This is a genomic window from Bariatricus sp. TF06-38A (assembly GCF_027690675.1).
In the GTDB taxonomy this organism is placed as follows: domain Bacteria; phylum Bacillota; class Clostridia; order Lachnospirales; family Lachnospiraceae; genus Allocoprococcus; species Allocoprococcus comes.
The window spans coordinates 30,693-52,646 of the sequence record NZ_JAQFCE010000024.1; the positions used below are offsets into that span (position 1 = coordinate 30,693).

23 protein-coding genes are annotated in these 21,954 nt (G+C 39.7%); 2 read left to right on the forward strand and 21 right to left on the reverse strand.

What is annotated here, in order from left to right:
- Positions 1 to 57: 57 nt before the first annotated feature.
- Genes PG418_RS15215 through PG418_RS15240 form a run of 6 tightly spaced genes read right to left on the reverse strand, consistent with a single transcriptional unit; the run spans position 58 to position 7,440 of the window.
- Positions 58 to 336 carry a hypothetical protein gene (locus PG418_RS15215; protein ID WP_005342358.1) on the reverse strand — a complete coding sequence of 93 codons (279 nt, stop codon included), beginning with the start codon at positions 334 to 336 and terminating at the stop codon, positions 58 to 60.
- Between the two features lie 37 nt (positions 337 to 373).
- Positions 374 to 844, reverse strand: a complete 471-nt coding sequence (locus PG418_RS15220; RefSeq protein ID WP_015530037.1) for a hypothetical protein — start codon at positions 842 to 844, stop codon at positions 374 to 376.
- Positions 845 to 870: 26 nt separating this feature from the next.
- A complete protein-coding gene (locus PG418_RS15225) occupies positions 871 to 2,397 on the reverse strand; it encodes a Y-family DNA polymerase (RefSeq protein WP_498837644.1) in 1,527 nt (508 codons plus the stop codon).
- A 53-nt stretch (positions 2,398 to 2,450) separates the two neighbouring features.
- Complete coding sequence (locus PG418_RS15230) at positions 2,451 to 3,386, reverse strand: restriction endonuclease (protein WP_015530035.1); 936 nt, start codon at positions 3,384 to 3,386, stop codon at positions 2,451 to 2,453.
- Positions 3,387 to 6,527, reverse strand: coding sequence for a type I restriction endonuclease subunit R (locus PG418_RS15235; protein ID WP_498837635.1), 3,141 nt, complete (start codon positions 6,525 to 6,527; stop codon positions 3,387 to 3,389).
- Positions 6,528 to 6,546: 19 nt separating this feature from the next.
- Entirely contained in the window at positions 6,547 to 7,440 is an 894-nt protein-coding gene (locus PG418_RS15240; RefSeq protein ID WP_498837636.1) for a hypothetical protein, read from the reverse strand.
- A 47-nt stretch (positions 7,441 to 7,487) separates the two neighbouring features.
- On the opposite strand from PG418_RS15240, the gene PG418_RS15245 reads away from it, so the two are divergent.
- Positions 7,488 to 8,150 (forward strand): restriction endonuclease subunit S, encoded by a 663-nt coding sequence (locus PG418_RS15245; protein ID WP_498837637.1) that lies wholly within the window; start codon positions 7,488 to 7,490, stop codon positions 8,148 to 8,150.
- Here PG418_RS15245 and PG418_RS15250 read toward each other — a convergent pair.
- The 7 genes from PG418_RS15250 to PG418_RS15280 form a co-directional block, all read right to left on the reverse strand.
- Positions 8,139 to 8,654: a restriction endonuclease subunit S gene (locus PG418_RS15250; RefSeq protein WP_196376405.1), complete on the reverse strand. Its 516-nt coding sequence runs from the start codon at positions 8,652 to 8,654 to the stop codon at positions 8,139 to 8,141. The two genes, PG418_RS15245 and PG418_RS15250, sit on opposite strands and share 12 nt — an antisense overlap.
- A gap of 12 nt (positions 8,655 to 8,666) precedes the next feature.
- Positions 8,667 to 9,650 carry a site-specific tyrosine recombinase/integron integrase gene (gene xerA / locus PG418_RS15255; RefSeq protein ID WP_196376406.1) on the reverse strand — a complete coding sequence of 328 codons (984 nt, stop codon included), beginning with the start codon at positions 9,648 to 9,650 and terminating at the stop codon, positions 8,667 to 8,669.
- Positions 9,651 to 9,747: 97 nt separating this feature from the next.
- A complete protein-coding gene (locus tag PG418_RS15260; RefSeq protein ID WP_498837638.1) occupies positions 9,748 to 10,863 on the reverse strand; it encodes a restriction endonuclease subunit S in 1,116 nt (371 codons plus the stop codon).
- A complete protein-coding gene (locus PG418_RS15265; RefSeq protein WP_498837639.1) occupies positions 10,847 to 12,418 on the reverse strand; it encodes a type I restriction-modification system subunit M in 1,572 nt (523 codons plus the stop codon). Before PG418_RS15265 ends, PG418_RS15260 begins: the two co-directional genes overlap by 17 nt.
- 19 nt (positions 12,419 to 12,437) lie before the next feature.
- The gene (locus PG418_RS15270; protein ID WP_002594688.1) at positions 12,438 to 12,647 is read right to left on the reverse strand and encodes a helix-turn-helix domain-containing protein; all 210 of its coding nucleotides are present in this window, start codon (positions 12,645 to 12,647) and stop codon (positions 12,438 to 12,440) included.
- A 184-nt stretch (positions 12,648 to 12,831) separates the two neighbouring features.
- Positions 12,832 to 13,047 (reverse strand): hypothetical protein, encoded by a 216-nt coding sequence (locus PG418_RS15275; RefSeq protein WP_002594687.1) that lies wholly within the window; start codon positions 13,045 to 13,047, stop codon positions 12,832 to 12,834.
- 153 nt (positions 13,048 to 13,200) lie between these two features.
- Positions 13,201 to 13,536 carry a helix-turn-helix domain-containing protein gene (locus tag PG418_RS15280; protein WP_002594686.1) on the reverse strand — a complete coding sequence of 112 codons (336 nt, stop codon included), beginning with the start codon at positions 13,534 to 13,536 and terminating at the stop codon, positions 13,201 to 13,203.
- Positions 13,537 to 13,762: 226 nt separating this feature from the next.
- Here PG418_RS15280 and PG418_RS15285 point away from each other — a divergent pair, with 226 nt between their 5' ends.
- Complete coding sequence (locus tag PG418_RS15285; protein WP_002594685.1) at positions 13,763 to 14,215, forward strand: hypothetical protein; 453 nt, start codon at positions 13,763 to 13,765, stop codon at positions 14,213 to 14,215.
- Between the two features lie 64 nt (positions 14,216 to 14,279).
- Here the strand turns inward: PG418_RS15285 and PG418_RS15290 are convergent, their stop codons facing one another.
- The 8 genes from PG418_RS15290 to PG418_RS15325 all read right to left on the reverse strand — a co-directional run.
- Positions 14,280 to 15,983, reverse strand: a complete 1,704-nt coding sequence (locus PG418_RS15290) for a lysozyme family protein (RefSeq protein ID WP_498837640.1) — start codon at positions 15,981 to 15,983, stop codon at positions 14,280 to 14,282.
- 39 nt (positions 15,984 to 16,022) lie between these two features.
- On the reverse strand, positions 16,023 to 16,790 hold the full coding sequence (gene srtB / locus PG418_RS15295; protein ID WP_498837641.1) for a class B sortase: 768 nt from the start codon (positions 16,788 to 16,790) through the stop codon (positions 16,023 to 16,025).
- 6 nt (positions 16,791 to 16,796) lie between these two features.
- A complete protein-coding gene (locus PG418_RS15300) occupies positions 16,797 to 17,198 on the reverse strand; it encodes a DUF6075 family protein (protein WP_002594682.1) in 402 nt (133 codons plus the stop codon).
- A gap of 13 nt (positions 17,199 to 17,211) precedes the next feature.
- Positions 17,212 to 19,542 carry a VirB4-like conjugal transfer ATPase, CD1110 family gene (locus PG418_RS15305; RefSeq protein ID WP_498837642.1) on the reverse strand — a complete coding sequence of 777 codons (2,331 nt, stop codon included), beginning with the start codon at positions 19,540 to 19,542 and terminating at the stop codon, positions 17,212 to 17,214.
- Entirely contained in the window at positions 19,535 to 19,900 is a 366-nt protein-coding gene (locus PG418_RS15310) for a PrgI family protein (RefSeq protein WP_023920514.1), read from the reverse strand. The genes PG418_RS15305 and PG418_RS15310 overlap by 8 nt, the downstream gene beginning before the upstream one ends.
- Positions 19,901 to 20,035: 135 nt before the next feature.
- A complete protein-coding gene (locus PG418_RS15315) occupies positions 20,036 to 20,872 on the reverse strand; it encodes a VirB6/TrbL-like conjugal transfer protein, CD1112 family (protein ID WP_002594677.1) in 837 nt (278 codons plus the stop codon).
- Positions 20,873 to 20,945: 73 nt separating this feature from the next.
- Positions 20,946 to 21,308, reverse strand: coding sequence for a glutamyl-tRNA amidotransferase (locus PG418_RS15320; protein WP_270750861.1), 363 nt, complete (start codon positions 21,306 to 21,308; stop codon positions 20,946 to 20,948).
- Between the two features lie 19 nt (positions 21,309 to 21,327).
- The coding region (locus PG418_RS15325; protein WP_498837643.1) for a type IV secretory system conjugative DNA transfer family protein at positions 21,328 to 21,954 on the reverse strand (627 nt) is incomplete at its 5' end.

The window sequence follows — 21,954 nt, forward strand, 5'->3', positions numbered from 1 at the left end:
ACCTCCATAACTTCCGATTTTCTCAATTCTCCAAACTTGAATTGACCGAGCTGATAGTTACCGTTTTCTAACACTCCATTCATCATCTTGAGCTTTTCTTTCAGCATAGTAACCGCAAGGCATATCCTTTAGAATACCAACAGAATTATCTAAGTCGAATACTGATTTTAAGGATACTAACTTTGCTTCGTCTGTTTCATGTGCTTTTCCACATAGAAATTGCCACATTCCATCATCTTCATCATGTGATACATACAAAATAGGTTCTCCATTCTCTAATATGTGGCAACAGGTTATTGTAGCTGTATTTGGTGCATCATAAAATGGGAATTTCATATTTAACACTCCTTTCAAACTTGAATTTTATAACTTATCAATCCCAATATAATATTATCATATGGTCTATCTTCTTGCGGTCAGTCAGCTCTATAATATGAGGATTATTCTCTTCCTGAGCTATAATCCATACTTTATAGTTTCCACATTCATCACTATCTCCAACAAAAGAAATATTACTTGGTTCAGCAACACCACTTTTTTCAATATATCTCTCTATTTGGGAAATAGGTAAAACTGTGTCAATCCAAAGAGCATCGGCGTATGTTGATTTTTCTCCTTTACTATTTGTGATTTCATAGCCATAAGTAGATACATAAATTACACTATCTGAGTCAGCAGACTTAATCTGTGCTACAAAGTTTTGTAAAGGATTAATATCTTCTTCGTCTAAACAAAAACTATTATAATCCTTACTTTTTTTATCAAAGTAATTATCAAATCCCATCAGAACATCATCATTCAAATCAAATTTTCTTGAATTAAAAACTATTTCTAATATGCCCATATTTTATTCCTCAAATTTCAGTTTATTTAAGCCTTATGACCGCCGATTTGCTCGTTTCGGTCTTTGGCGGTTGCACCTTCTTCAAGGTTCATTCCCTTCAACACAGCATTCTTGCCAAACTTCTTTTTGATACTCAGCATTGCTTCTTGCATACGCCTTTCCCGTTCTAATTTTTCTTCTTCCTCCGCCTGCTTCTTCCTCTGTGCTTCGTAATCGGTAAAGAGGTCGAGTTGCTGGTATTCATCTTCCTGCTTGACGGATTTTTCATCAACAAGTTTATTCGCTGTGATTGTTATTCTGCGTACAAGCAAATGCTCGTCAACTATCCTGTCATACAAGTCCATCACGGCGTTGGTAATCAATCGAGTAGAGGAAGTCTTTTTCTCAAGATTCGCTGTTCCGTGTGCGTGCTTTGGAACTTTGCGTCCATATCGGTCAATCGTAACCTCGCCTTTGTATTGATATTTTAGGTTCGGATTACTTAAATTCTCAATATCATAGCCGATTGTCAACACAAGCTGGTCAGTTACAAATCCTTTATCCACCAAATCAAGCACCATTTGGTCGGTCATTTCTTTTACAATCAACTTTGCCTTTTCGTAATCATACGGGCAGTGAAGTACCTGTCCTGAACATACACTATTGGTTTCCGGCTTATAGGCTTTGACCTGCTCCATCGTACAAGGTTCATATCCCCAAGCATGGTCAATTAGCAATTCCGCATTGATTCCAAACAGCTTGTAGAGCAGTTCTTCGTTATACAGTTCATTCGACTTTCCGATGGAACACCTTGCAATATCTCCCATAGTAAAAAGTCCATGTTCTTCCAGTTTCTTTGCATAGCCTTTACCAACTCTCCAGAAATCTGTAAGCGGTCTATGATTCCATAGCTGTCTGCGGTAAGACATTTCATCCAATTCGGCAATTCGCACACCGTCCTTGTCCGGCTCAATATGCTTTGCCACGATATCCATTGCAATCTTACACAAGTACATATTCGTGCCGATTCCGGCTGTTGCCGTAATTCCTGTTGTTTTCAAAACATCCTGTATCATCGTCATGGCAAGTTCCCTTGCAGTCATCTGATAGGTATTCAGATAATTGGTTGCATCTATGAATACTTCATCAATCGAGTACGGGAAAATATCTTCCGGAGCAATGTATTTCAAGTAAACACTGTAAATCTTGGTACTATATTCCAGATAGTATGCCATACGAGGTGGTGCAACGATATAATCAATCTCCAATGCCGGATTCGCATTTAATTCTGTACTGTCATCAGACGAACCAGTAAATGTACGATTTAGTGCTTTCCACCTTCGGGTATTATTAGCTTCTTTTACCTTTTGCACGACTTCAAACAAGCGTGGTCTGCCGGGTATCCCATAACTTTTTAATGACGGAGATACCGCAAGGCAGATGGTTTTCTCTGTCCTGCTCTTATCTGCAACCACAAGATTTGTTGTCAATGGGTCACGATTTCGTTCTTTACACTCCACAGAAGCATAGAATGATTTAAGGTCGATTGCGATATAGGTCTTTTGCTTTGCCATCATTCTATGCCCCCTTTTAAAAATCCTTTGAGTAAATTATGCTATCGTTAGTGTCAATCCTCGGTATAAAAACCATCCAATACATATGTTGTGACTGGTGTTATATACAATTCATATTTAATAACCAGTCTGATTAAATCATTTCCGTCAATCAGTGTTATCGGCGTACCTTCTCTCGCAGCCTCTCTTGCCTTATTGGTAAATCGGCTATTAGTAATAAATACTCCATAATCGGCTTGATATTTGTTCATCGCCCCAAGAAATTGATTGATATCCGGCTCACTCACTGGATTTGAATTAAATCTTTTACACTGAATAACCACTCTGGTTGTTCTAAAATCATCGGCATCTACGTGATATCCATAACCATCAATGCCACCATCATTTGACACCTGAACGCCTTTGTTGGTAAACTCCACTCCCATCTTTGTAAGAAGTGCTCGTGAAAATTGTTCAAACTTTGCTGGAGACATATTAGCGATTGCACTCTGAAGTTTTACCTTGAAATCATCTAACAATTCGTCATCTGTGGATTCATTCTCCTCGTCTTCAACCTCCAGTGTTTCTACTGGCTTGTTTTTCGATTTGTTCTTAGTCGAATGTTCCTCCCAATAGCTTCGAGCCTTATCCCTTACTTCTGTCTTAACATCAAAATCTGTTAAATCTACATTTGCTCCATCTTGAGTAAGTGTAATCTTTGGATTGAATTTCACATAAGATATGAGTCCGACATAACTAAGCTCTTTAATAGCAAAATTAAACTTAAAATCAAATTTTTTGTACTGATTTCCTGTTTTATTAGATGTATATAGTTTCTGTTCAAATTCAGCAATATGCTCATCTAACTCACTAATTCTGTCTCTAATTTCAGAACGCTCTAACTGTCCACCTGCTTCCTGAAGGACTTGAAGGATTGGTTTAATAAGGTATGATACTTGTTCTTCTGTATTTAAATCGTCATAAAACATATTTACATTTACACCTCTCATTTACTGTGCATACTTCTTGAAATTCTCTGCCTGCTCAAGAACTTCCTTGTAAACATCATCAATGGTTACTGGCGGATAGCCGAACTCATCAAGCAGCAATATCAAATCCACTTGCAAGTTTGCCTTAATATCATCACGGGCAGACCAATCGGTATAGCGTGACTTATCATCAACAATCAACTTTATCCTCTTGGATAGTTCAATCATTTTATCGTCCGGATATTCAAACTCAAACTTCTTGGAAACTGCTTTCAAAATATCATAGAAAGCTTTTTCTTCATAATCTATACCCATATTCTTGAAGGAGTTCTTTTCTGTTTTCAGTTCAGACAACAACTGTGCAAGCTGCTCCGCAACATCATCAAGGACTTCGTTGGCATACGCTTCATCACGACGACGGTTATTATACTCATCAACAACTTTCTTGAGTCTGTCTGCAAATTCCACACCCATAATCTTATTGACTTTCTTAAACTCGTCAATCGCCTGAGAAAGAAGTCTTTGAAGTATCTTGATTTTCGTATTCGGCAACTGAATAGCATTTATCTTATCCATATACTCATCGCTGAAAATGTCCACCGATATATGCTTTCCGGTTTCAAATAATTCCTCAATGCCATCAGACTGAATTGCACCCTCAAGCATTTTGCGGACACGAGCGTTCATCTGCTCAATATCCGGTGCATCGCCTTTTGTCAACTTGAAAAGGATAGAACGGACAGCACAATAAAAATGGATATAATCCTTATCTTCATCAGAGAATTTCTCACTTGAACTACAAAGATTAAATGCCTGCTTCATTCTCTTGACTGCTGCCATAAATCTTCTTTCCAGTTCTTCAGACAACTGCACATACTCAACTGCACGATTCAGGCAGGCAAGCTGTTCAGTAGGAGAACCGTTGAAGAAATCACTACTGTTAAAGTTGTGGAACATCTGACCAAGAACTTCTAACTGGTCTTTTACAATCGTGATAGACTGCTCCACACCTTCAAATTCTTCGCTCTCAAAATTCGTATATTTCTTGAGGGCAGTGTTCATGTTTTTTTTGATACCTATGTAGTCAACAATCAAGCCTTTATCCTTGCCCTCGCATACACGATTTACACGGGAAATCGTCTGAATAAGGGTATGCTGCTGAATAGGCTTATCAATGTAAATCGTATCAAGCTCCGGCACATCAAAACCAGTCAGCCACATATCTACAACAATGGCAATCTTAAAGTTTGACTTCGGATTTTTAAACTGACGGTCAAATTCTTTCCTATCCTCTTTTGTGCCAAGCATATCAAAGAGGTCTTTTTCATCATCTTTATTACGAGTCATAACCAACTTGATTTTTTCCATTGGCTTCAACTCTTTTTTATCTTTCTCACTCAGAACAACACCGTCATCACAAATCTTCTTTTCTGTCCATTCCGGTCTGAGTTCCTTTACTATCTTATAGAAATCGTATGCTATGTTTCGGTTGGAACATACAAACATTGCTTTGCCTGCTACGGTTGCACCTTCTGCCACACGGGTTTCATAATGCTTGATAAAGTCCTCCGCAACAGCACGAAGTCTGTCAGGGTCGCCAATAATAACTTCCATTTTGGCAACTGCTTTCTGGCTTTCTTCTACTTGATGTTCATTTGCCCCCTCAAGCTCACACTGTGCATAATATTCTTCAATCTGTCTTACCTTGTCCTGATTAAGCATAACTTTAGCTGCACGACCATCGTAAACAAGGTTAACTGTAATACCGTCCTTAACAGCTTCCGTCATTGTATATGCGTCTACAACACCGCCAAAGACTTCGATTGTTCCATCAACCGGAGTTCCAGTAAATCCTACATAAGTTGCATTTGGTAAAGAGTCGTGCAGATACTTGGCAAAGCCATAGGTTTTCTGAACGCCGGAATCTGTAATCTTAACCTTCTGGTCGAGATTGATTTGGCTTCTGTGTGCTTCATCAGAAATACAAATAACGTTCGTTCTGTCTGTAAGAAGCTGCAAATCCTCTGTAAATTTCTGAATGGTAGTCAGATAAACACCGCCACTCTCTCGTCCTTGAAGCTCCTCACGAAGTTTCTCACGGGATTCAATGCTTACAACAGTTTCATCTCCGATATATTTCTTTGAACCTACAAACTGTTTGGAAAGCTGGTCGTCAAGGTCTGTTCTGTCTGTAATAATGAGAATAGTCGGGGAAGAAAAGTATTTGCTTTTCATCAGCATACGGGTAAGGAAAAGCATTGTATAACTCTTGCCGCACCCTGTCGCTCCGAAGTATGTACCACCTTTACCATCTCCTTCAGGGCGAAGATGAGCCTTGATATTCTCATACAATTTATTTGCCGCAAAGAACTGTGGATAACGGCACACTATCTTCAAATCCTTATCTGAGTTATCCGGAAAATAAATAAAATCTTTGATAACTTCAAGTAAACGGTCTTTTCGGAAAAGTCCCTTTATCATTGTTACAAGAGAATTGATACCGTCCAGTTCTTTATCGTCTGAGTTTATCTTTCTCCACGCATAGAAGAAATCATACGGGCTGAAGAAAGAACCGTATTTATTGTTTGCTCCGTCACTGATAACAACAAACGCATTGTATTTGAAAATCTCCGGAATATCTCTACGGTAACGGATTGTAAGCTGCTTATATGCGTCCATTATAGTCGTATTTTCTTGTACCGCACTCTTAAATTCAAGAACAACAACAGGAATACCATTTACGAATACAATACCATCAGGAATACGCAACTGATTATTTACGCCTTCAATTTCAAACTGATTAACCACTTTGAAGATATTGTTTTCGGGAGTGTCGAAATCAATAAGTTCAATATAGAGGTCTTTCTGCGTTCTATCCTCACGGTTAAGAATAAAGCCATCGCAAAGCAACTTGAATACAGCTTTATTTGCTTCATAAATCGTACCGGAAATATTACGCAGCATTAGAATGACACTATCCACCTCACTCGGTGTGATACCGTCTTTCGCATAGCGATTATAAAGGTATTGCTTCAGGTCGTCCGTAAGCAGAACCTCCGTCCTTTCTCTGTGTATCTGGTCGCCGCTGACATAGGTGTATCCCTCGTCTTTGAACAACTCCATTATTGACATTTCCAATGCGTGTTCATTAAAATTTGCCATTGCGTTCACTCCTTTTGCGTTAGCATTTCTTTCTTTTTCTCTTATTTTCGTCAGCACTCACATAGTAAGTATTATAAAGCTGTTGTATTACCTCATAATACTTATCCTCAAATGTTTCAGCTTGTGCATCTGTATATTCCAATGGTTTTTGATTTATTTCTTCATCAGGTTTCCTATTTCTTATTACAATAGCAATATCTTCAATCAATTCCATTAACCACATACACACTTTTTCTTCTTCGCAATTTGCAAGATTTTGAGAATTCCATACATAATCCATTGGTGGAATAGGCACATCTTCATTAAATTCCATTTTCTTGTCAATATAGTAATAAAAATACTCATCTACATATTCTCCGACAGAGAGTTGATTTATATTGAAAGTTCTTCTGAATTTATTGTTCTTATTTATGGGTTCAAACACGCTTGGCGTACCATTCCACTGCAAATCACGGTATCTCTCATAGCTTCTATGAAAATACTTTGCTCCATCATACAGGTAATCTCTACCTAAATTATATTGCTCAATATCCTTCTCCAAATCCATTATACATTTCTGTACCCAACGAATTCCTTGTATTGAATTACTTTTATATCCTGCTTGATGCAATATTTCATTCTGAAGTTCTTCCGTACAACGGCAATATTCCGTATAAATCTTTCTGGAATGTCTTTCAAGTGGATGCACATTAGCAGCTACAACACACCACGGTAAATAATCTCTCTCAGGCTCATTATCAATTAAAAACAAACGTGCTTTCGTTTCTAATTCTTTCTGTTCCTTTTCATCTTGTAGCTTTTGAATTTCTTTTTCGTGTCGTGTTTGTAACCAATATATCAAAAACGAAACAGCTGTTGTTGCCACTAATGACAATATTCCAATGACTATTTGAATTATTTCTGCTGTTGTCATACATACCACCTCCGTTAAATGATAATTTACGTGCTTCCGCTTCAATAATGTTTTTTAATAAAATTCGATATGTTCAATGCTCTGAATGCTGTCAAGAAACTGAAATTGGTAGATATCCGATTGAGTGGACTCTTTCCACTCTCGGAGATGTTCTTGATACAATCATTGACCGTCGAGGTTTGACGCCTACCAAACTTGGTAGCGAGTGGAGTAATGAAGGAATTATTGCATTATCTGCTAAGTCAGTTAAAAATCACGAACTTGTGAATTTAGATATAGCTAATCATGTTGATAATGATTTATACAATCGCTGGATGCCGCAGAAATTACAATCTCAAGATATTCTTATGACCTCTGAAGCACCACTTGGAGAATTTTATTATCTTGCGGATTTTTCTACATATTGCTTAAGCCAACGATTATTTGCAATGAGAGCCAATAAAACAATTATTGAACCTACCGTGTTGTATTTTCAGTTGACAGATTCCATTGGAAAACATCAAATTGATATTCGCAAAACAGGAACAACAGTCACAGGTATTCGACAATCGGAATTGATACAAGTACCTATCATCGTTCCGCCAATGAATATTCAAAAAGAGTTTGCACGTTTTTGTAATCCTATAATGATTACTATCGAAAAAAATGCTGATGAAATCAGACAGCTTTTCAAGTTGCAAGAAATGCTTTTATCACGGTTAAGCCGCTAAATTATCATTTATCCTCTGCTTCAATGCAATTCTGTCTGTAACAATCTTATATGCATTCACAATCTTTTGCTGTTTTTCGATAGACGGTACTGGCAATTTCATTTTTGCAAATTCTTCCCACGGCATACTACCACGCACACCACCAACCGCAATAAAGGCAGCTTCTCTATCAAATTCTGGTCTTTTGAACCACATTTCCAAATAATCTGGCAGAATAATATTCTTATCTTTTACTCTAAAAATAGGATATGCAGGCGACATTATTGCTTCTTCATATTCCTCTAATCTTGCAACCGGTATTTTTCCATCACGACTGACCTGCATTAAACTTACTGCAAAGTCATTTTTACGGATTATCTTATACTTTGAAAGGTCTGTTCCATTTGTATTTGCAACAGATTTAATGAAACATTTATCAATACTTACACCTATCAGTTCTGAAACCGTTCCATCACTATTTCTTTCATCTACCCTTGTTACAAGTTCCTCAATGGTTTTATACATATCTTTTCCGCCTTATCCTATATATTTTCTGTGAGCAATTTTCACATTGCTCTGCTTAACCATTGCATATTGCAATGTCGTATCTATTCTTCTATGCCCCAAGAGCTGCTGAAGCTGCTCTATTGGCATTCCTTTGTCTATCGCCATTGTCGCAAGCGTTCGCCTGAATTTATGAGGGTGTACCTTATTCAGTCCCAAGCGCTTTCCAAGCTGTCGTAATCGCACTTCAATACCACCGATATTCATTCGATTATACGGCGATTGTAATGATACAAAAAGTGCCGGATTATCGTCCTTTCGGCTATTTAAGTAATTCTGCAAATGTATTTTTGTTCTTGCATCAAAATATACTATTCGTTCCTTATCACCTTTGCCGAAAACAACACATTCTCTTTCGTTAAAATCTATATCCTCACGATTTAGCAACACCATTTCTCCGACACGCATACCCGTTGAAGCAAGCATATCAATCATTGCCAAGTCCCTAAGTTCCGAGCAATTATCCCTCATCAATTCAAGTGCTTCATCTGAATAAGTTTCCTTGATGTTCGTTCCGGTCTTAACCTTATGTATTCGCCTGACTGGACTTTTCAAAATATAATCCTCGTCCTCAAGCCAAGAGAAAAAACTGGAAAGTATTCGTCTTATATTATCTATCGTAACTTTACTGGATTTTTTCTTAGCCTGATACTCGGTCAAATAACAACGAATATCATCGGTTACAATGTATTTAATTCCTTTTCCAATGCCATCAAGCATTGACTGTATCGTTGCATTATAGTATTTCAAGGTTTTCTCAGAACAGCCTTCAATACGCTTTGCCGATAAGAAAGACTCTACTAAATTCTGTTCTGAAAGTTCCTTATCTTTTTCCGTCTTTGTTACCTCATAATCAAAAAGTGTATGTTGTAATACCTCTTGCAATCTTTCTGTCTGTGCGTTATTCAAGTAAGGTAACATTCCTTGAATAACATCTGTGATTAGGTTCTGTTTCATAGTCAATTCTCCTTTTGTTTTTTAAGAGAACGACTACCAGTGGCAGTCCCTTGTTTTAACTCCCGCCACTGATGGGAGTTCTATTGTAAATGATAATTTAGCGGCTTAACTGGGTTACCAACAAGTCCTTTGTTTCATTAAGCCTATCTATTTCCTGCAAATTATGAAGTATTGCTGAAAATATTATATTTAGCTTATGTTCAAGTTGCTGCAATGTATTATCTGAAGGTGTTGGAATCTCATAATTTTCAAAAGATGTTTTGTTAATGTTTATCATTGTTGAGCTTCCCTCGCCTAATGTTCTTAATTCTACGGTATGAGCTTTTATCGAAAAATATAAGAAACACGGATATTTTGAAATTATCGCATTTATCTGTTGGTTTGTTTGTGCAATATATGATGTTAATGCCACCTCACCAGCATTTGCACCAATGCAAGCAACAACAACCGTATTTTCAGGAATATATTTATTTTTCTGACTATCAGCTCCCGCTTTTGAAAGTGAACATTCAGAACTGGTAATATATACATTTCCGTGCATATCCGGTGTTTTTATAAACGGAATATCATTACCATAATATTCAGCAACTGATGTTGGTGGTGTTTTTCCAGTAATAACCGTTCCAAAGTTATGGATTGGTTGTAAATCTGTAAAATCTGGTGCTGATGATGAAAATATAGCATTTGCTTGTGCTTCTAAATTATCATTTATCTTCTGTTTTAAAGCAATTCTCTCCGTAATAGCCTTATAACTGTTCACTATTTCAAACTGTTTTTCAATAGGCGGAATAGGCAATTCCAATCTACAAATATCGTCCCAAGTAATCCCACCACGAACACTTCCGTCAGTATGCAGCCAACAAATACGGTCAAATTCCGGTCTGCGAAACCACATCATCAGGTAATCTTCATTCAAAATGCTATTATCTATTACCTCAAACATAAAATATGCCGGAGAAACAATAGCAGGTTCTTCCTCATCATACAATGCAACCGGAAGTCGTTCATCACGACCAACGTGCATTGGATTACACGCAAACTTTCCTTTTGTTATCAGTTTGTATTTACTCAAATCCGTACCAATGACATTTGCAACCGATGGCATAAAGAACTTGTCTATGTTAATTCCCAAAACTCTGTCCGTTATGCTTTCTCTGTTCCGAGCATCAATCAGTCGGATATGGTTTCCTAAAATATCATAATTTGATTTCATATCCCAACTCCTTAAATACAGCAAGCAAATCTGCTTTGGATTTTTCCTCTTGAACTAGAAGTTCCTTGAGTTCTCCCTGCAATGATTTCATTTTGGTATCAAAGTCGATGTTCTCATCACGGTTGACAAACTCAATATATCTGCTCGGTACAAGAGTAAATCCTTTTTCCTTTACTTCATCAAAAGAAGCAGAATAGCAAAATTCCGGTACATTCTCATAAGTTTCCTCATAGCCTTCCTGCTGCCAGTTATGATATACACTTGTAACTTTGGCTCTATCTTCCTCTGTCAATTCAATGTACTTCTTCTCATAAGGACTGCCCATCTGTCGTAAATCCATAAAGAGTATTTCATCTTCTCGATTACGATAGCGTTTTAGCTTTCCATTCTGTTCAACAACACGAGCCTTTTTATTCTTATTGAGTACCCAAAGGGTAACGCTGATGTCTGTGGTATAGAAAAGGTTTCTCGGAAGAATAATGATTGCTTCTACCAAATGATTTTCTATAAGCTGCTGTCTGATTTTCAGCTCTGTACCATCATCAGATAATGCACCATTGGCAAGCAGGAAACCTGCCACACCGTTTTGAGAGAGTTTGGAAACAATATTCAGTATCCAACCATAGTTTGCATTACTTGTCGGCGGAACTTCATAGCCGTTCCAACGAGGGTCATCTACAAGCTCATTTTCGGCTCTCCACTGCTTCTGATTGAAAGGTGGATTTGCCATAATGAAATCTGCTTTAAGGTCTTTGTGTTGGTCGTTGGTAAATGTATTGGCTGCCATCTCTCCAAGATTTGCAGAAATACCACGGATAGCCAAATTCATTTTTGCCAGTTTGAAAGTGGTATTTGTGTATTCCTGACCGTAAATAGACACTTTCTTTTTATTACCGCTATGTGCTTCTACGAACTTGATGGACTGCACAAACATACCGCCCGAACCGCAACAAGGGTCATAAAGTATTCCATCGTAAGGCTCAAGCATTTCGGCAATCAGGTTTACAATACACTTTGGTGTGTAGAACTCTCCTTTACCTTTTCCTTCTGCAAGAGCGAACTTACTAAGGAAATACTCATATACACGACCTATAATGTCGTTCTCTTTATCATCTGTATTGATACGATTGATTTCATCAAGCAAAGAAGCCAACTTTGCCGTATCAATATGTAAGCGGGAGTAATAGTTATCCGGCAAAGCACCTTTCAGTGCCGGGTTGTTCTTTTCAATCGTATAAAGTGCTGTATCTATCTTCAGGGCAATATCGTCCTGCTTTGCATTTTCAATAATGTACTTCCAACGGCTTTCTTCAGGAAGATAGAATACATTTTCCTGAGTATAGAACGGTTTCATATTCGCATACTTTTCGCCGTGTGTAGCAATAATCTTATTACGGCATTCTTCAAACTTGTCACTGGCAAATTTAAGGAAGAATAAACTCAGAACAACGTGCTTATACTCCGCAGGCTCAACAGAACCTCTCAGTTTATCAGCACTTTTCCAAAGTGCTTCTTCCATTGATATTTCTTTCTTTGGTTTAGCAGCCCTTGCCATCTATAATTACCTCCGTGTTTTAATCTTCGTCTAAAATAACCTCGCATATATCTCCAATGTCACAATGAAACACCTGACATATTTTCATCAGCACTTCAAGAGATACCGGCTCATTCTTATTTATCTTCGTTGCAGCGTATGATGTAATTTCCGCTGCACGCATTAAATCTTGTCTTTTCATCTGATTATCAATCATAAGTTTTTGAAGTTTGTTATAACATATTCTCATCTGTAACACCCCTTCATCTTATAATTTTCTTCGTTACAGTTAGTCATCTAACATTATATATTAAATTTTCAGACATTTCAAGATTTCGGGCAGAAATGTAACCTTTCAGACACTAAGGTGTCACTTTTTGCTAACACCTAATACTACACTTTTGAGGACACAAAAAAAGAGATGCCGAAGCACCTCAATTATACATTCTATTATTAACATTCAATGCAATCATTGCTATGACCTTTTCTATCGGCGGCTCTTTTCCGTCCGGAGCAACTGCTTTCCAAAAAGCGATTGCTTCCGGTTCAGCACTTTTCATTGCTTCCCGAATGGCAAACTGCATTTCCTCTTTTACTGCTTTTTCGGTTGTTCCATTTTCTTTCGCTATTTGTCTGAAAATGTCATTCACTTCTACTTCCTCCTATGTCTATTAGTATGTGTCTATCACTGACAGTTGTTGTTATAGCATATTCTCTCTGTCGAAGTCCCGAAAAATTTGTCGATAGCAGAAATTTTTTATACAAAAAAAGAAAGCTCGTCGATTAGGACGAACTTCTGTGTTTTATGGAAGTATTTGCTTTGACTGCTTCACAAGTGTATCTATGACTTCATAAATTCTGTTTCTATCTTCAGGAGCAAGTTTTTCAAGCTTCTCATTCAACATTGAGTTCTTGACTGTATATCCCGTTTCGAGGACATCAGTAAGAACCATATCCGATGATACTCCTAAAGCATTTACTATCTTTATGAAAGTTTCGAGTGACGGAATTTTCTCTCCACGCTCAACCATACCAATATAATTTGTTGTCAAATCTGTTTTCTCAGCCAAATCTTCTTGGCGTAATTTCCTCGCAAGTCGGAACTTTCTTATATTCTTGCCGATTGTATCGAGCTTCATCACATCACCTCCCTTAGTGTGTTTCCATAACTAATAGTATAGGTTAAGTCGATTTCAAATCACACGCACCCAAAGGAAGTCAAACCTACTATTAGTGATGATTCCCAACTATTTTTATGTTATACTATAAAAGTAGTAATTCACGATTGTTAATGGCGAAAGACAAATCACAACCCAAGAGCCAAGTTAAACAATCTCCATAGAATAAACTTAGGGGTAAAAAGGAATGGACGAACAAAAGATAATATTCAGTAATCGGTTTGAAAAAGAGAAATTTGAGGATTACAAAACAGATTTTGGAACTGGCAACACAATCACTCCTGACTTTACGGAAGCTGATGATTTTTTGAAATTCATACAGAAGAACCGCAGAAGTGTTCCAAGTAAAGAACGAATTGCTGATAAGGACAAATTCATAAAGACCGTTTACGAGTTATCCAACAGCTTTGAAATTGACGCTGACCTGATAGAATTTGCCGAGGGATATATCGCCAACATCTATGTAGATTATGCCTGCTACACTGGATATATCAAGAAGCTGTTAGCAATTCTTTTTATCCTTGCCGATGATATTTCCTTTTTAGGCGGCAGTAAAGAAAATGCCGATATGCTTTTCAGCTTCACTTATCATACACACCATATTTTCCTGAATAACAGAGAAACAACCGATTTCTCATAATGTACCTGATGGCTACTCAACTGAGCAGCCATCTTTTCGATTTTCCAGACACCGTCTGGAATTTTTAATACGCCGGAATACCGTATCCATAGATATTGCTACTTCCGACTGCGTACTGTCTTTGCTTGCAGGCGTCGCCTGAGTTACCCTCTACGGTATAAACTGTGCCGTTCTCACACTTCTCTACGATACCAACGTGGTCTGTTGTACCGTCGCCTTCCCAATCGAAGAAGATAATATCTCCTGCCTTTGGTTCATAAGTGCGGTCTTGCCATTTTCCATTTGACTTAAACCAGTTTGCACCGTCCACACAACCTGCAAATTTCGGAACAAGTCCACTTTCAATATATCCGCATTGGTCAGCACACCAAGATACGAAGCAGGCACACCATTCCACTCGGCTGTTAAAGCCATACCAGCTCCAGTAAGGTTGTCCGCCCTGATTGCCTACCTGCGTCAAGGCAACCTCAACAATCGCCTGATTACCTCCGGCAGTAAAGGCTCGCCCATACGGATAGTACCTCAGAACGTGAGCGACATACTGCGTATCTCCATAACTGCTCCACCCAAGTCTGGAAGCCTGCATTGTCGAAAATTCTACTGCATTGGCATAGGAATATCCACCATAATTGGTTTTTGCCCAAGAAATATACCCATTACCAAAGTTGTAGCCTTGCAGGGCAAGTTTGATATGCTCCATATCTATCGGGCTTTCCACCTCTGCCGAGGTAAGAGCCGCTTTCAATTCCTGAACACCACATTGGATAGAATATTCAGGGTCTTTAATTCCATTAGGTTCGTGCGGATACTTCGTATTGAAACTTCCTTCTGCTGCCTGCATAGGGTCAAGTCCTCTGCCGCCGCTTTCCTGCATCATAACCGCCTTGATAAGTTCTACATACTCAGGAATGCCGTACTCTTTGGCATACTTCTGTATGATGGGTTCATAGGCTTCTACCTCTGCACTTACCGGAGTATAGGAGTTACTGTCACTTCCTCCACCGAACATTGCTACGGCAGCACCGAACAACACGACAATCATAATAATCAACACCGCTATCCAACCTCCTGCGGCGATTGCTGCTACAAGTGCTTTTGTCCCTGCAATAATCGCTTTGACTGTCGCAACAGTAGCTTTCGCTGTCGCTTTGACGGTATCTGCTGTGGCTTTCGCCGCTTTCTTTGCCGTCTGAGCCGCTTTCTGTGTTGCTTTGGCTGTTATTTTTGCTGTTTTCTGTGCTATAATGGCAGCTTCTTTTGTGGTCTTAATAGAAGTCTTTGCCGTTTGTTCTGCGGTCTTGACCGACCTCTGAACAGTATTGGTTGCACCTTTCGATACGGTCTTGACTGTCGTATTTCCTGCCGACCTTGCAGACTGTTTAATTGTTTTCTCTGTACGCTCCAGAGTTCGGATGCTCTGTTTTCCGACAGGATTGACCGATTGTTTTTGAAGCTGCTTCTCTGCACGCTTGGTCTTGAAATTCTCAATTCCCGTTTTGGCTTTCTGATAATTCTGTCTTGTTTCACGCACACCCCATCTGCCGACTTTATCCGCACGGTATGCTGTTTCGTGAACAGTCCTATCCGTTGCCGCTTCGATTTTATCGGAAGCATATTCCTCTGCGGAATTTTCCGAAGCATTGGTGGAATGTTCTGCCTTATCTTTCGTCATCACATAGGCTTTCTTCATTCGCTCCGTGGCAACTGCTGCCTTATTTATGGTCTTGATTGTACCTTTGCTTGTATCTCTTGTTTTTATATCAGCCATCGGTTTCCTCCTTTCTCGAAAAATAATAGAGAGTGGGGTTTAATCCACTCTCTTAGCGACAACAACAAGCCTGCCATTGTTTCTTGAACATTCACAAGTAGAAAGAGAAATCAGCTTGTCGCCATATTCTGCCGATACTCCGGTATCATACAAAGAAAGTTCCTTGCACTTAGCAACATACGCATCAAACTCTGCCGGATTTTCTGCATCCGTAAACTCATAATACTTAAAGCTGTCGGAGCTATTTGTATAAACAACCGTCTTAAAGACTGCAATCACTTCATACTGGTGTCTGTCCGTCAGTGTATCAAAAGTAATAGCCTTATGTTCTTCCCAAAAGCTCTTGTTTCTGTACTTCATCAGTCCCGTAAACATAGAACCGTCATTCATGTGGTGTCCGTAAATAATGATGTTGTCTGAAGGTTTCTGCACATCGCAATTTTCCTGCACATATGGACAGCCATAAGCGGAATAGGTCTTATCAAACTTGTGCTTCAGGTAGAAGTTTGGCTCATTTACAGACTGCACGACCGGATAGTTGATATTGGTATCCTCAACCTTTATCCAACCCACCATATCCTCATTCTGCCGATAGAGTTCAAGATATTCCGCAAGATAGTCCTTATCTTCCGAAAACGTCACGCCCTCATTTTCCTTTGGCGGCTCGTCCTCCACAATCTCCGCAAGGTTATCATAGACTTCATTCTGCTTGGCAGAGTCAATGTGATTACGGATAATAAAGAAGGTGCTTACAGACAACACTACCGTAAACACCATCGCAATAATAATATAGATTTTTCTGCTCATTTTCTCTTACCTTTCCATATCATTTCTCTTAGGTGGAGTCAAATCTCTGCAATACTCCGGATACCTCAACTTGATACCCTCCATAAAATACGGAGCATATCCGCAACAGAACAGTTCCTCCGGTGTATAGAGATTTTCCCTGCCTTCTTCCGTAAATCCATTCCAGAGATTAAAGGCAAGGTGGCAGACCTTGACTGTGCCACTTGTCTGCCAACCGCCGTGCATACCTTCCGGTATGATGCAATCCCTCTTAAAATCAAACATCTTTCCGATGTTCATTCTTGTTTCTTCTGAAATACCCATCACATAGAAAAATGCTCTGTGATAGCAGTCGTTGACTTTGCACTTATCCAGATTTTCCAATACAAAATCTCTGTGTGCAGCATTGCGAAATTGAATCTTAGACATTGTAAATCCCTCCTTACGCTTCGCCCGGCTTGGTCGTCATCAGTTTATAAAGTTTCGTGTTCTTAGGGAATTTGTTTGCAAACGGTACAAGCGAGCTTCCCACCTTGATAAGTCCGTGTCCTGCTTCCACGTTCGTGATATAGGACATCTGGAGGTCGGAAATATTCAGAAGTTTTGCAAGCTCAAGCCTGTCTGTGGAAGCCTGATTCAGCATAATGATGAACTCTGAGTTTGCAAGCATTGTTCTCGCTGTGTGGCTCTGCAAAAGGTCATCGACATTCTGAGTGATTCCACTTGCGTATGCCCCATATTTTCTCACACGCTTCCACAAGGTAAAGAGGAAGTTTGCAGAGTATTCGTGCTGGAACAGAAGATAAATCTCATCAATGAAGATAAAGGTATTCTTACCCTTTGCACGGTTCTGTGTGATACGGTTCAGGATAGAGTCGAGGACGACAAGCATACCAATCGGCATAAGCTGTTTACCCAAGTCAAGAATGTCATAGCAGATAAGGCGATTATTAGTATCCACATTCGTCTGCTTTGCAAAGGTATTCAGAGAACCGTGTGTGAAAAGTTCAATGGCAAGTGCCAGTTCCTTTGCTTCCGGTTCGTCCTGCTGCAAAAGTTCTGCCCTGAAATCCTGCAAGGTCGGTATATGTCCCTGATAGTCATTCTGCTGATAACTGCGATACACGCTTGCCGTGCAACGGTCAATGATAGACTTCTGCTTCGCTCCGAGATTTGTTCCTCCGATAAGCTGTTCACAAAGGGACATAATAAACTCGGATTTCAAAATGACAGGGTTTGCACCGTCGCCGTAATCCTTATTCATATCCATTGCATTGATGTGATTGTCGGAAGTAGCAGAAATATTGATTACCTCTCCGCCCATTGCATTGACAAGCTGTGAATACTCTCGCTCAGGGTCGATGATGATAATATCCGCATCTGAAGAAAGCACCTGATTGATGATTTCTCCCTTTGCCGCAAATGACTTACCGCCACCAGATACACCGAGAATAAAGGAGTTACCATTCAAAAGCTGCTTGCGGTCTGCGATAATCATATTTTTGCTGATAACATTCTGACCGTAATAGATACCGTTCTCGTGGAAAATATCCTGCACCCTGAATGGGATAAATACCGAAAGGCTCTCTGTTGTAAGTGTTCTGAACGCATCAATCTTTCTTGTTCCAAACGGCATTACCGTATTGAGTCCATCTATCTGCTGAAATCTCAGTGTTGCAAACTGGCAAAGATGTTTTCTTGCTGTGGTAAGCAACGCTTCCGTATCATTCTCAAGCTGTTCCTTACTGTCTGCCGTAATAACCATTGTGATAACAGCGAACATCATTCTCTGGTCACGGGTCGTAAGGTCATCGAGGAACTCTTTCATTTCTTTCTTCTGCTGCTCCATATCATACGGAACGGTGGCAGAGAAGTTATTATTGGCATTCTGCCTACGCTGCCAGTTTGTAATATTGGTTTCCACACCAAGCAGACGGTTTTCTGCTTCCTTTACTGCTTCATCAGTCGGAACAGGAACAATATCAATAGACATCATCAGATTTCTGTTCATATCCGTAAGTTCCGCTACCATACTGTCTTTGATATAGGACGCATATTCACGAAGAAAAAGGACTCTTCCATAACGGTTTCCCATCTTGAAATAGTCCTTTTCAAATTCCATTGTGTCGGGGCAGATATAATCCTTAAAATCGTGTCCCTTTTTTCTTGTTTCCTTAATATCAAAGTGGAAAGAGCTTTCTTCTCCCACACGATAGAAGTCGTGGAAAATACGAAGTCTTTCGTCTGTTTCCAGTTCCACACATTTACTTCCGAGCCTGCCGAAATGAGCAATCAAATCTGCACCGACACGGGCAAAATAAGTTCTTGCATCCTCCACACTCTTTTTGTTGATGGAAATGGTAATATACTTATCCTGAACAATGGAGTTTGCACCCGTTGCCTTATCAAGAAGCATTTTGTTATATTCCTCTCGATACTCGTCCAGATTATCTCCGGTTGTCGGAATAAGGATTGTCTGCTCAAAATCCAGTCTGTTGAGCCGACGGTTATTGATTGTGATTTTTGTCGTCGCACCACTGTCAAGAGAGTTCAAAAGTTCGGAATATTCAAGGAACATCGCTTCCTTATCCTCACGGCTCGCCACTGCATAGTTAATATCTGTAAAGCGGTAGGTCTTTGAATATTTATCCTTTCCCACTTTGAAAATGCCATCATCAAAGATAGCTGCTACGGGAATCACATCCTGCACCCCTTTCGGTACAACAAATTTTTCTTTATCCTGCTTAAACAGGTTCGTAAGAGTCTTAATCATTTGACTTCAATACCTCCTTCTGTTTCTGTTCAATGCTTGGCTTCATCAGTTCGTAATACACATTGGTAGAATGAAACACCAGCTTCTTCGGCATTAAAAACTCTGACTTTATCCACGCATAAATTGCTTTCTCTGCGGTCATACCGTTATACTTCACAAATCCAAGTGCCGCAAACGGGGCAGCACCCAAAATGCACACCCACGATACGGTTTCCGTGCCAACATACGGTCTGAGCAAGAAATACAGTCCTACCGCAACGCCACAAGCAAGAACAGAAAAAATGAACTGTCTGAGCGACAGTCCAAAAAACATTGACTCTGTATAATTTCTGATTTCTCGGTTAATTTTTACTTCCATATCTGTTTCCTTTCCTGCGGTTTCGGTCTTTCTCCCTCACGCATTTATCATTCAGGCAAAAGACTTTGCCTTTCCGTTTACCGCCATAGTAAACACATTTCTTACAATCTCTTTGGTTCATCTCAAAATCTCTCCTTAAAGTCCCATCATCTCTCGGATAATACGGTCAGACATTTTCACTGCACCGACAAGAACAAGCATATTAAATACCAGTTCCCCGATATATGCCCACACCTGCGTAACTGCTGCTGCATCAGGATTAACCACTGGCGGCGATGAAGCAAATACGGAGAAAATGATACAAGCAAGTACAATAACTGCCCCTTCAAGCAGAACTGCACAGTAGCTCTTGATAAAACTCTTGCCTACATTCTGTGTCGGTTCTCCTGCAAATGTGGAAAGCGGTATCGGTGCAAGTGCTGTGTACATATACAACTTGAAAAATCTTCCGTACACCGTCATTATCAGAATGAACGAAAGCACTGTGATAAATAATCCTCCGATAAGCGTTACCGCCCACAAGGGAATACTCTCGAAAAATCCGCAGTCCTCTATGGTCGTTACCATCTCTGCGGGTAAAGTCGTCTGTTCCGGAGTTCCAAATCCGGCAGCATTCATAATAGTTGAAATCGTACCCTGCACGATATTAAATAGTGCAAGCATAAGTTCCATTCCGTATGTGATAACACCTTTCGCCAATGCAAAACGGACAAAGAGTTTTAAAGCGTGTTCCGGTTTCTTCACATCTGTAAAGCTGCCGCAGGTCTTTACCATACCTATCACGAAAAACAATACGAGCAAGGCAAGCCCGATAGCCTGAACTGCACCATTGATGTCAACGATAACCTTCCAGATATTCCCGCCCTTAAAGTTCTGCGGTGTAGTTGTGATAAGTGTCCATATTTCCGACAGTTTTTCATTCCAAGTTTCAAGGGCATTTTCAAGATTTTGAACTACCCAGTTATCACTCATTCAAAGCACCTCCTTACAATTAAGGGGTGTACCTTAACTTGGCACACCCCTCGATAACTGTGTAACTCTTATCTTAGCCTGTGATAAGAGTAAGGATTTCTTTCGCAAAAGTGATAATGACACCGCCTGCAAGAGTCAGGAATCCATTAGCTCTCTGAGAAGGGTCGTGAGATTTGAGCGAAAGACCGACCTGCACGATACCAAAGCCAAGCAAAATCATACCGATGGCACGGATAAGTCCGAAGATAAAGTCAGACAGATTGTTGACTACGGTAAGCGGGTCATTCGCTGCAAATGCAGTCGTTGTCATTCCAAGTGCCAACGCACCGACAATGACCATTGTGCAATAAGCACGGAAGCCTTTCCTAACCTTTCCGGTCATAGGCAGTTTCTTTGTTTCCTGAGTGTCAGTTGCTTTTTTCTTAAAAATAGTCATAGTTGAATACCTCCAAAATTTAATTTGTTTGATTGTTTATGAACAGAGCTTCCATCTCCTCATCGGAAAGAAGTTCCCAGTTCGTTTCTTCCATTTCCTTTTCAGGAAGTGTTGCAGGGTCAATGTCCCAAATAGCAATCGAAGCAATATCTTTTGTGACTTCTCCGTGCTTATAAGGACTTGCCTTTCCATCTGTGGTAAGTGCCACATTCGGGTGTTTCATAATGTCATATTTGAAATCCATAATGGGTCTTTCCCCACGGATAAATAAAATAGCGTACTGATTATCGAGCATACGCACCTCATCAGGGGTAAGTAACTCTCTGCCGCTAATCTGATAGTTGGTGGAATAATTACCGCTTCTTCCGGTACTCTTTCCGAACGTGTTGGTATCAATGGTTTCCTTGCCCAACAGCTCCGACACATATTTATGGGTTGACTGCTCATTTCCACCAAGGTAAAGAAATTCATCGCAGTTACCCACAATGCTCTCCCACTGTTTTTCAAACAAGGCTTTAAGCTGTGCCAAGTTCTGTAAGATGATGCTTACCGATACCCCACGGGAACGCATAACCGACAGTATCTTGTCGAAGTCGTCCGGCAGTGAAAATAGCGATAGGTAAGCCTCTGGCGTTTCCACCTCGGG

Bases quoted from the DNA above. Each gene is read 5' to 3' on its own strand.
- PG418_RS15215 (WP_005342358.1), bottom strand. From the start codon at position 336: ATGAAATTCCCATTTTATGATGCACCAAATACAGCTACAATAACCTGT.
- PG418_RS15220 (WP_015530037.1), bottom strand. From the start codon at position 844: ATGGGCATATTAGAAATAGTTTTTAATTCAAGAAAATTTGATTTGAAT.
- PG418_RS15225 (WP_498837644.1), bottom strand. From the start codon at position 2,397: ATGGCAAAGCAAAAGACCTATATCGCAATCGACCTTAAATCATTCTAT.
- PG418_RS15230 (WP_015530035.1), bottom strand. From the start codon at position 3,386: ATGAGAGGTGTAAATGTAAATATGTTTTATGACGATTTAAATACAGAA.
- PG418_RS15235 (WP_498837635.1), bottom strand. From the start codon at position 6,527: ATGGCAAATTTTAATGAACACGCATTGGAAATGTCAATAATGGAGTTG.
- PG418_RS15240 (WP_498837636.1), bottom strand. From the start codon at position 7,440: ATGACAACAGCAGAAATAATTCAAATAGTCATTGGAATATTGTCATTA.
- PG418_RS15245 (WP_498837637.1), top strand. From the start codon at position 7,488: ATGTTTTTTAATAAAATTCGATATGTTCAATGCTCTGAATGCTGTCAA.
- PG418_RS15250 (WP_196376405.1), bottom strand. From the start codon at position 8,654: ATGTATAAAACCATTGAGGAACTTGTAACAAGGGTAGATGAAAGAAAT.
- xerA (WP_196376406.1), bottom strand. From the start codon at position 9,650: ATGAAACAGAACCTAATCACAGATGTTATTCAAGGAATGTTACCTTAC.
- PG418_RS15260 (WP_498837638.1), bottom strand. From the start codon at position 10,863: ATGAAATCAAATTATGATATTTTAGGAAACCATATCCGACTGATTGAT.
- PG418_RS15265 (WP_498837639.1), bottom strand. From the start codon at position 12,418: ATGGCAAGGGCTGCTAAACCAAAGAAAGAAATATCAATGGAAGAAGCA.
- PG418_RS15270 (WP_002594688.1), bottom strand. From the start codon at position 12,647: ATGAGAATATGTTATAACAAACTTCAAAAACTTATGATTGATAATCAG.
- PG418_RS15280 (WP_002594686.1), bottom strand. From the start codon at position 13,536: ATGAAGCTCGATACAATCGGCAAGAATATAAGAAAGTTCCGACTTGCG.
- PG418_RS15285 (WP_002594685.1), top strand. From the start codon at position 13,763: ATGGACGAACAAAAGATAATATTCAGTAATCGGTTTGAAAAAGAGAAA.
- PG418_RS15290 (WP_498837640.1), bottom strand. From the start codon at position 15,983: ATGGCTGATATAAAAACAAGAGATACAAGCAAAGGTACAATCAAGACC.
- srtB (WP_498837641.1), bottom strand. From the start codon at position 16,790: ATGAGCAGAAAAATCTATATTATTATTGCGATGGTGTTTACGGTAGTG.
- PG418_RS15300 (WP_002594682.1), bottom strand. From the start codon at position 17,198: ATGTCTAAGATTCAATTTCGCAATGCTGCACACAGAGATTTTGTATTG.
- PG418_RS15305 (WP_498837642.1), bottom strand. From the start codon at position 19,542: ATGATTAAGACTCTTACGAACCTGTTTAAGCAGGATAAAGAAAAATTT.
- PG418_RS15310 (WP_023920514.1), bottom strand. From the start codon at position 19,900: ATGGAAGTAAAAATTAACCGAGAAATCAGAAATTATACAGAGTCAATG.
- PG418_RS15315 (WP_002594677.1), bottom strand. From the start codon at position 20,872: ATGAGTGATAACTGGGTAGTTCAAAATCTTGAAAATGCCCTTGAAACT.
- PG418_RS15320 (WP_270750861.1), bottom strand. From the start codon at position 21,308: ATGACTATTTTTAAGAAAAAAGCAACTGACACTCAGGAAACAAAGAAA.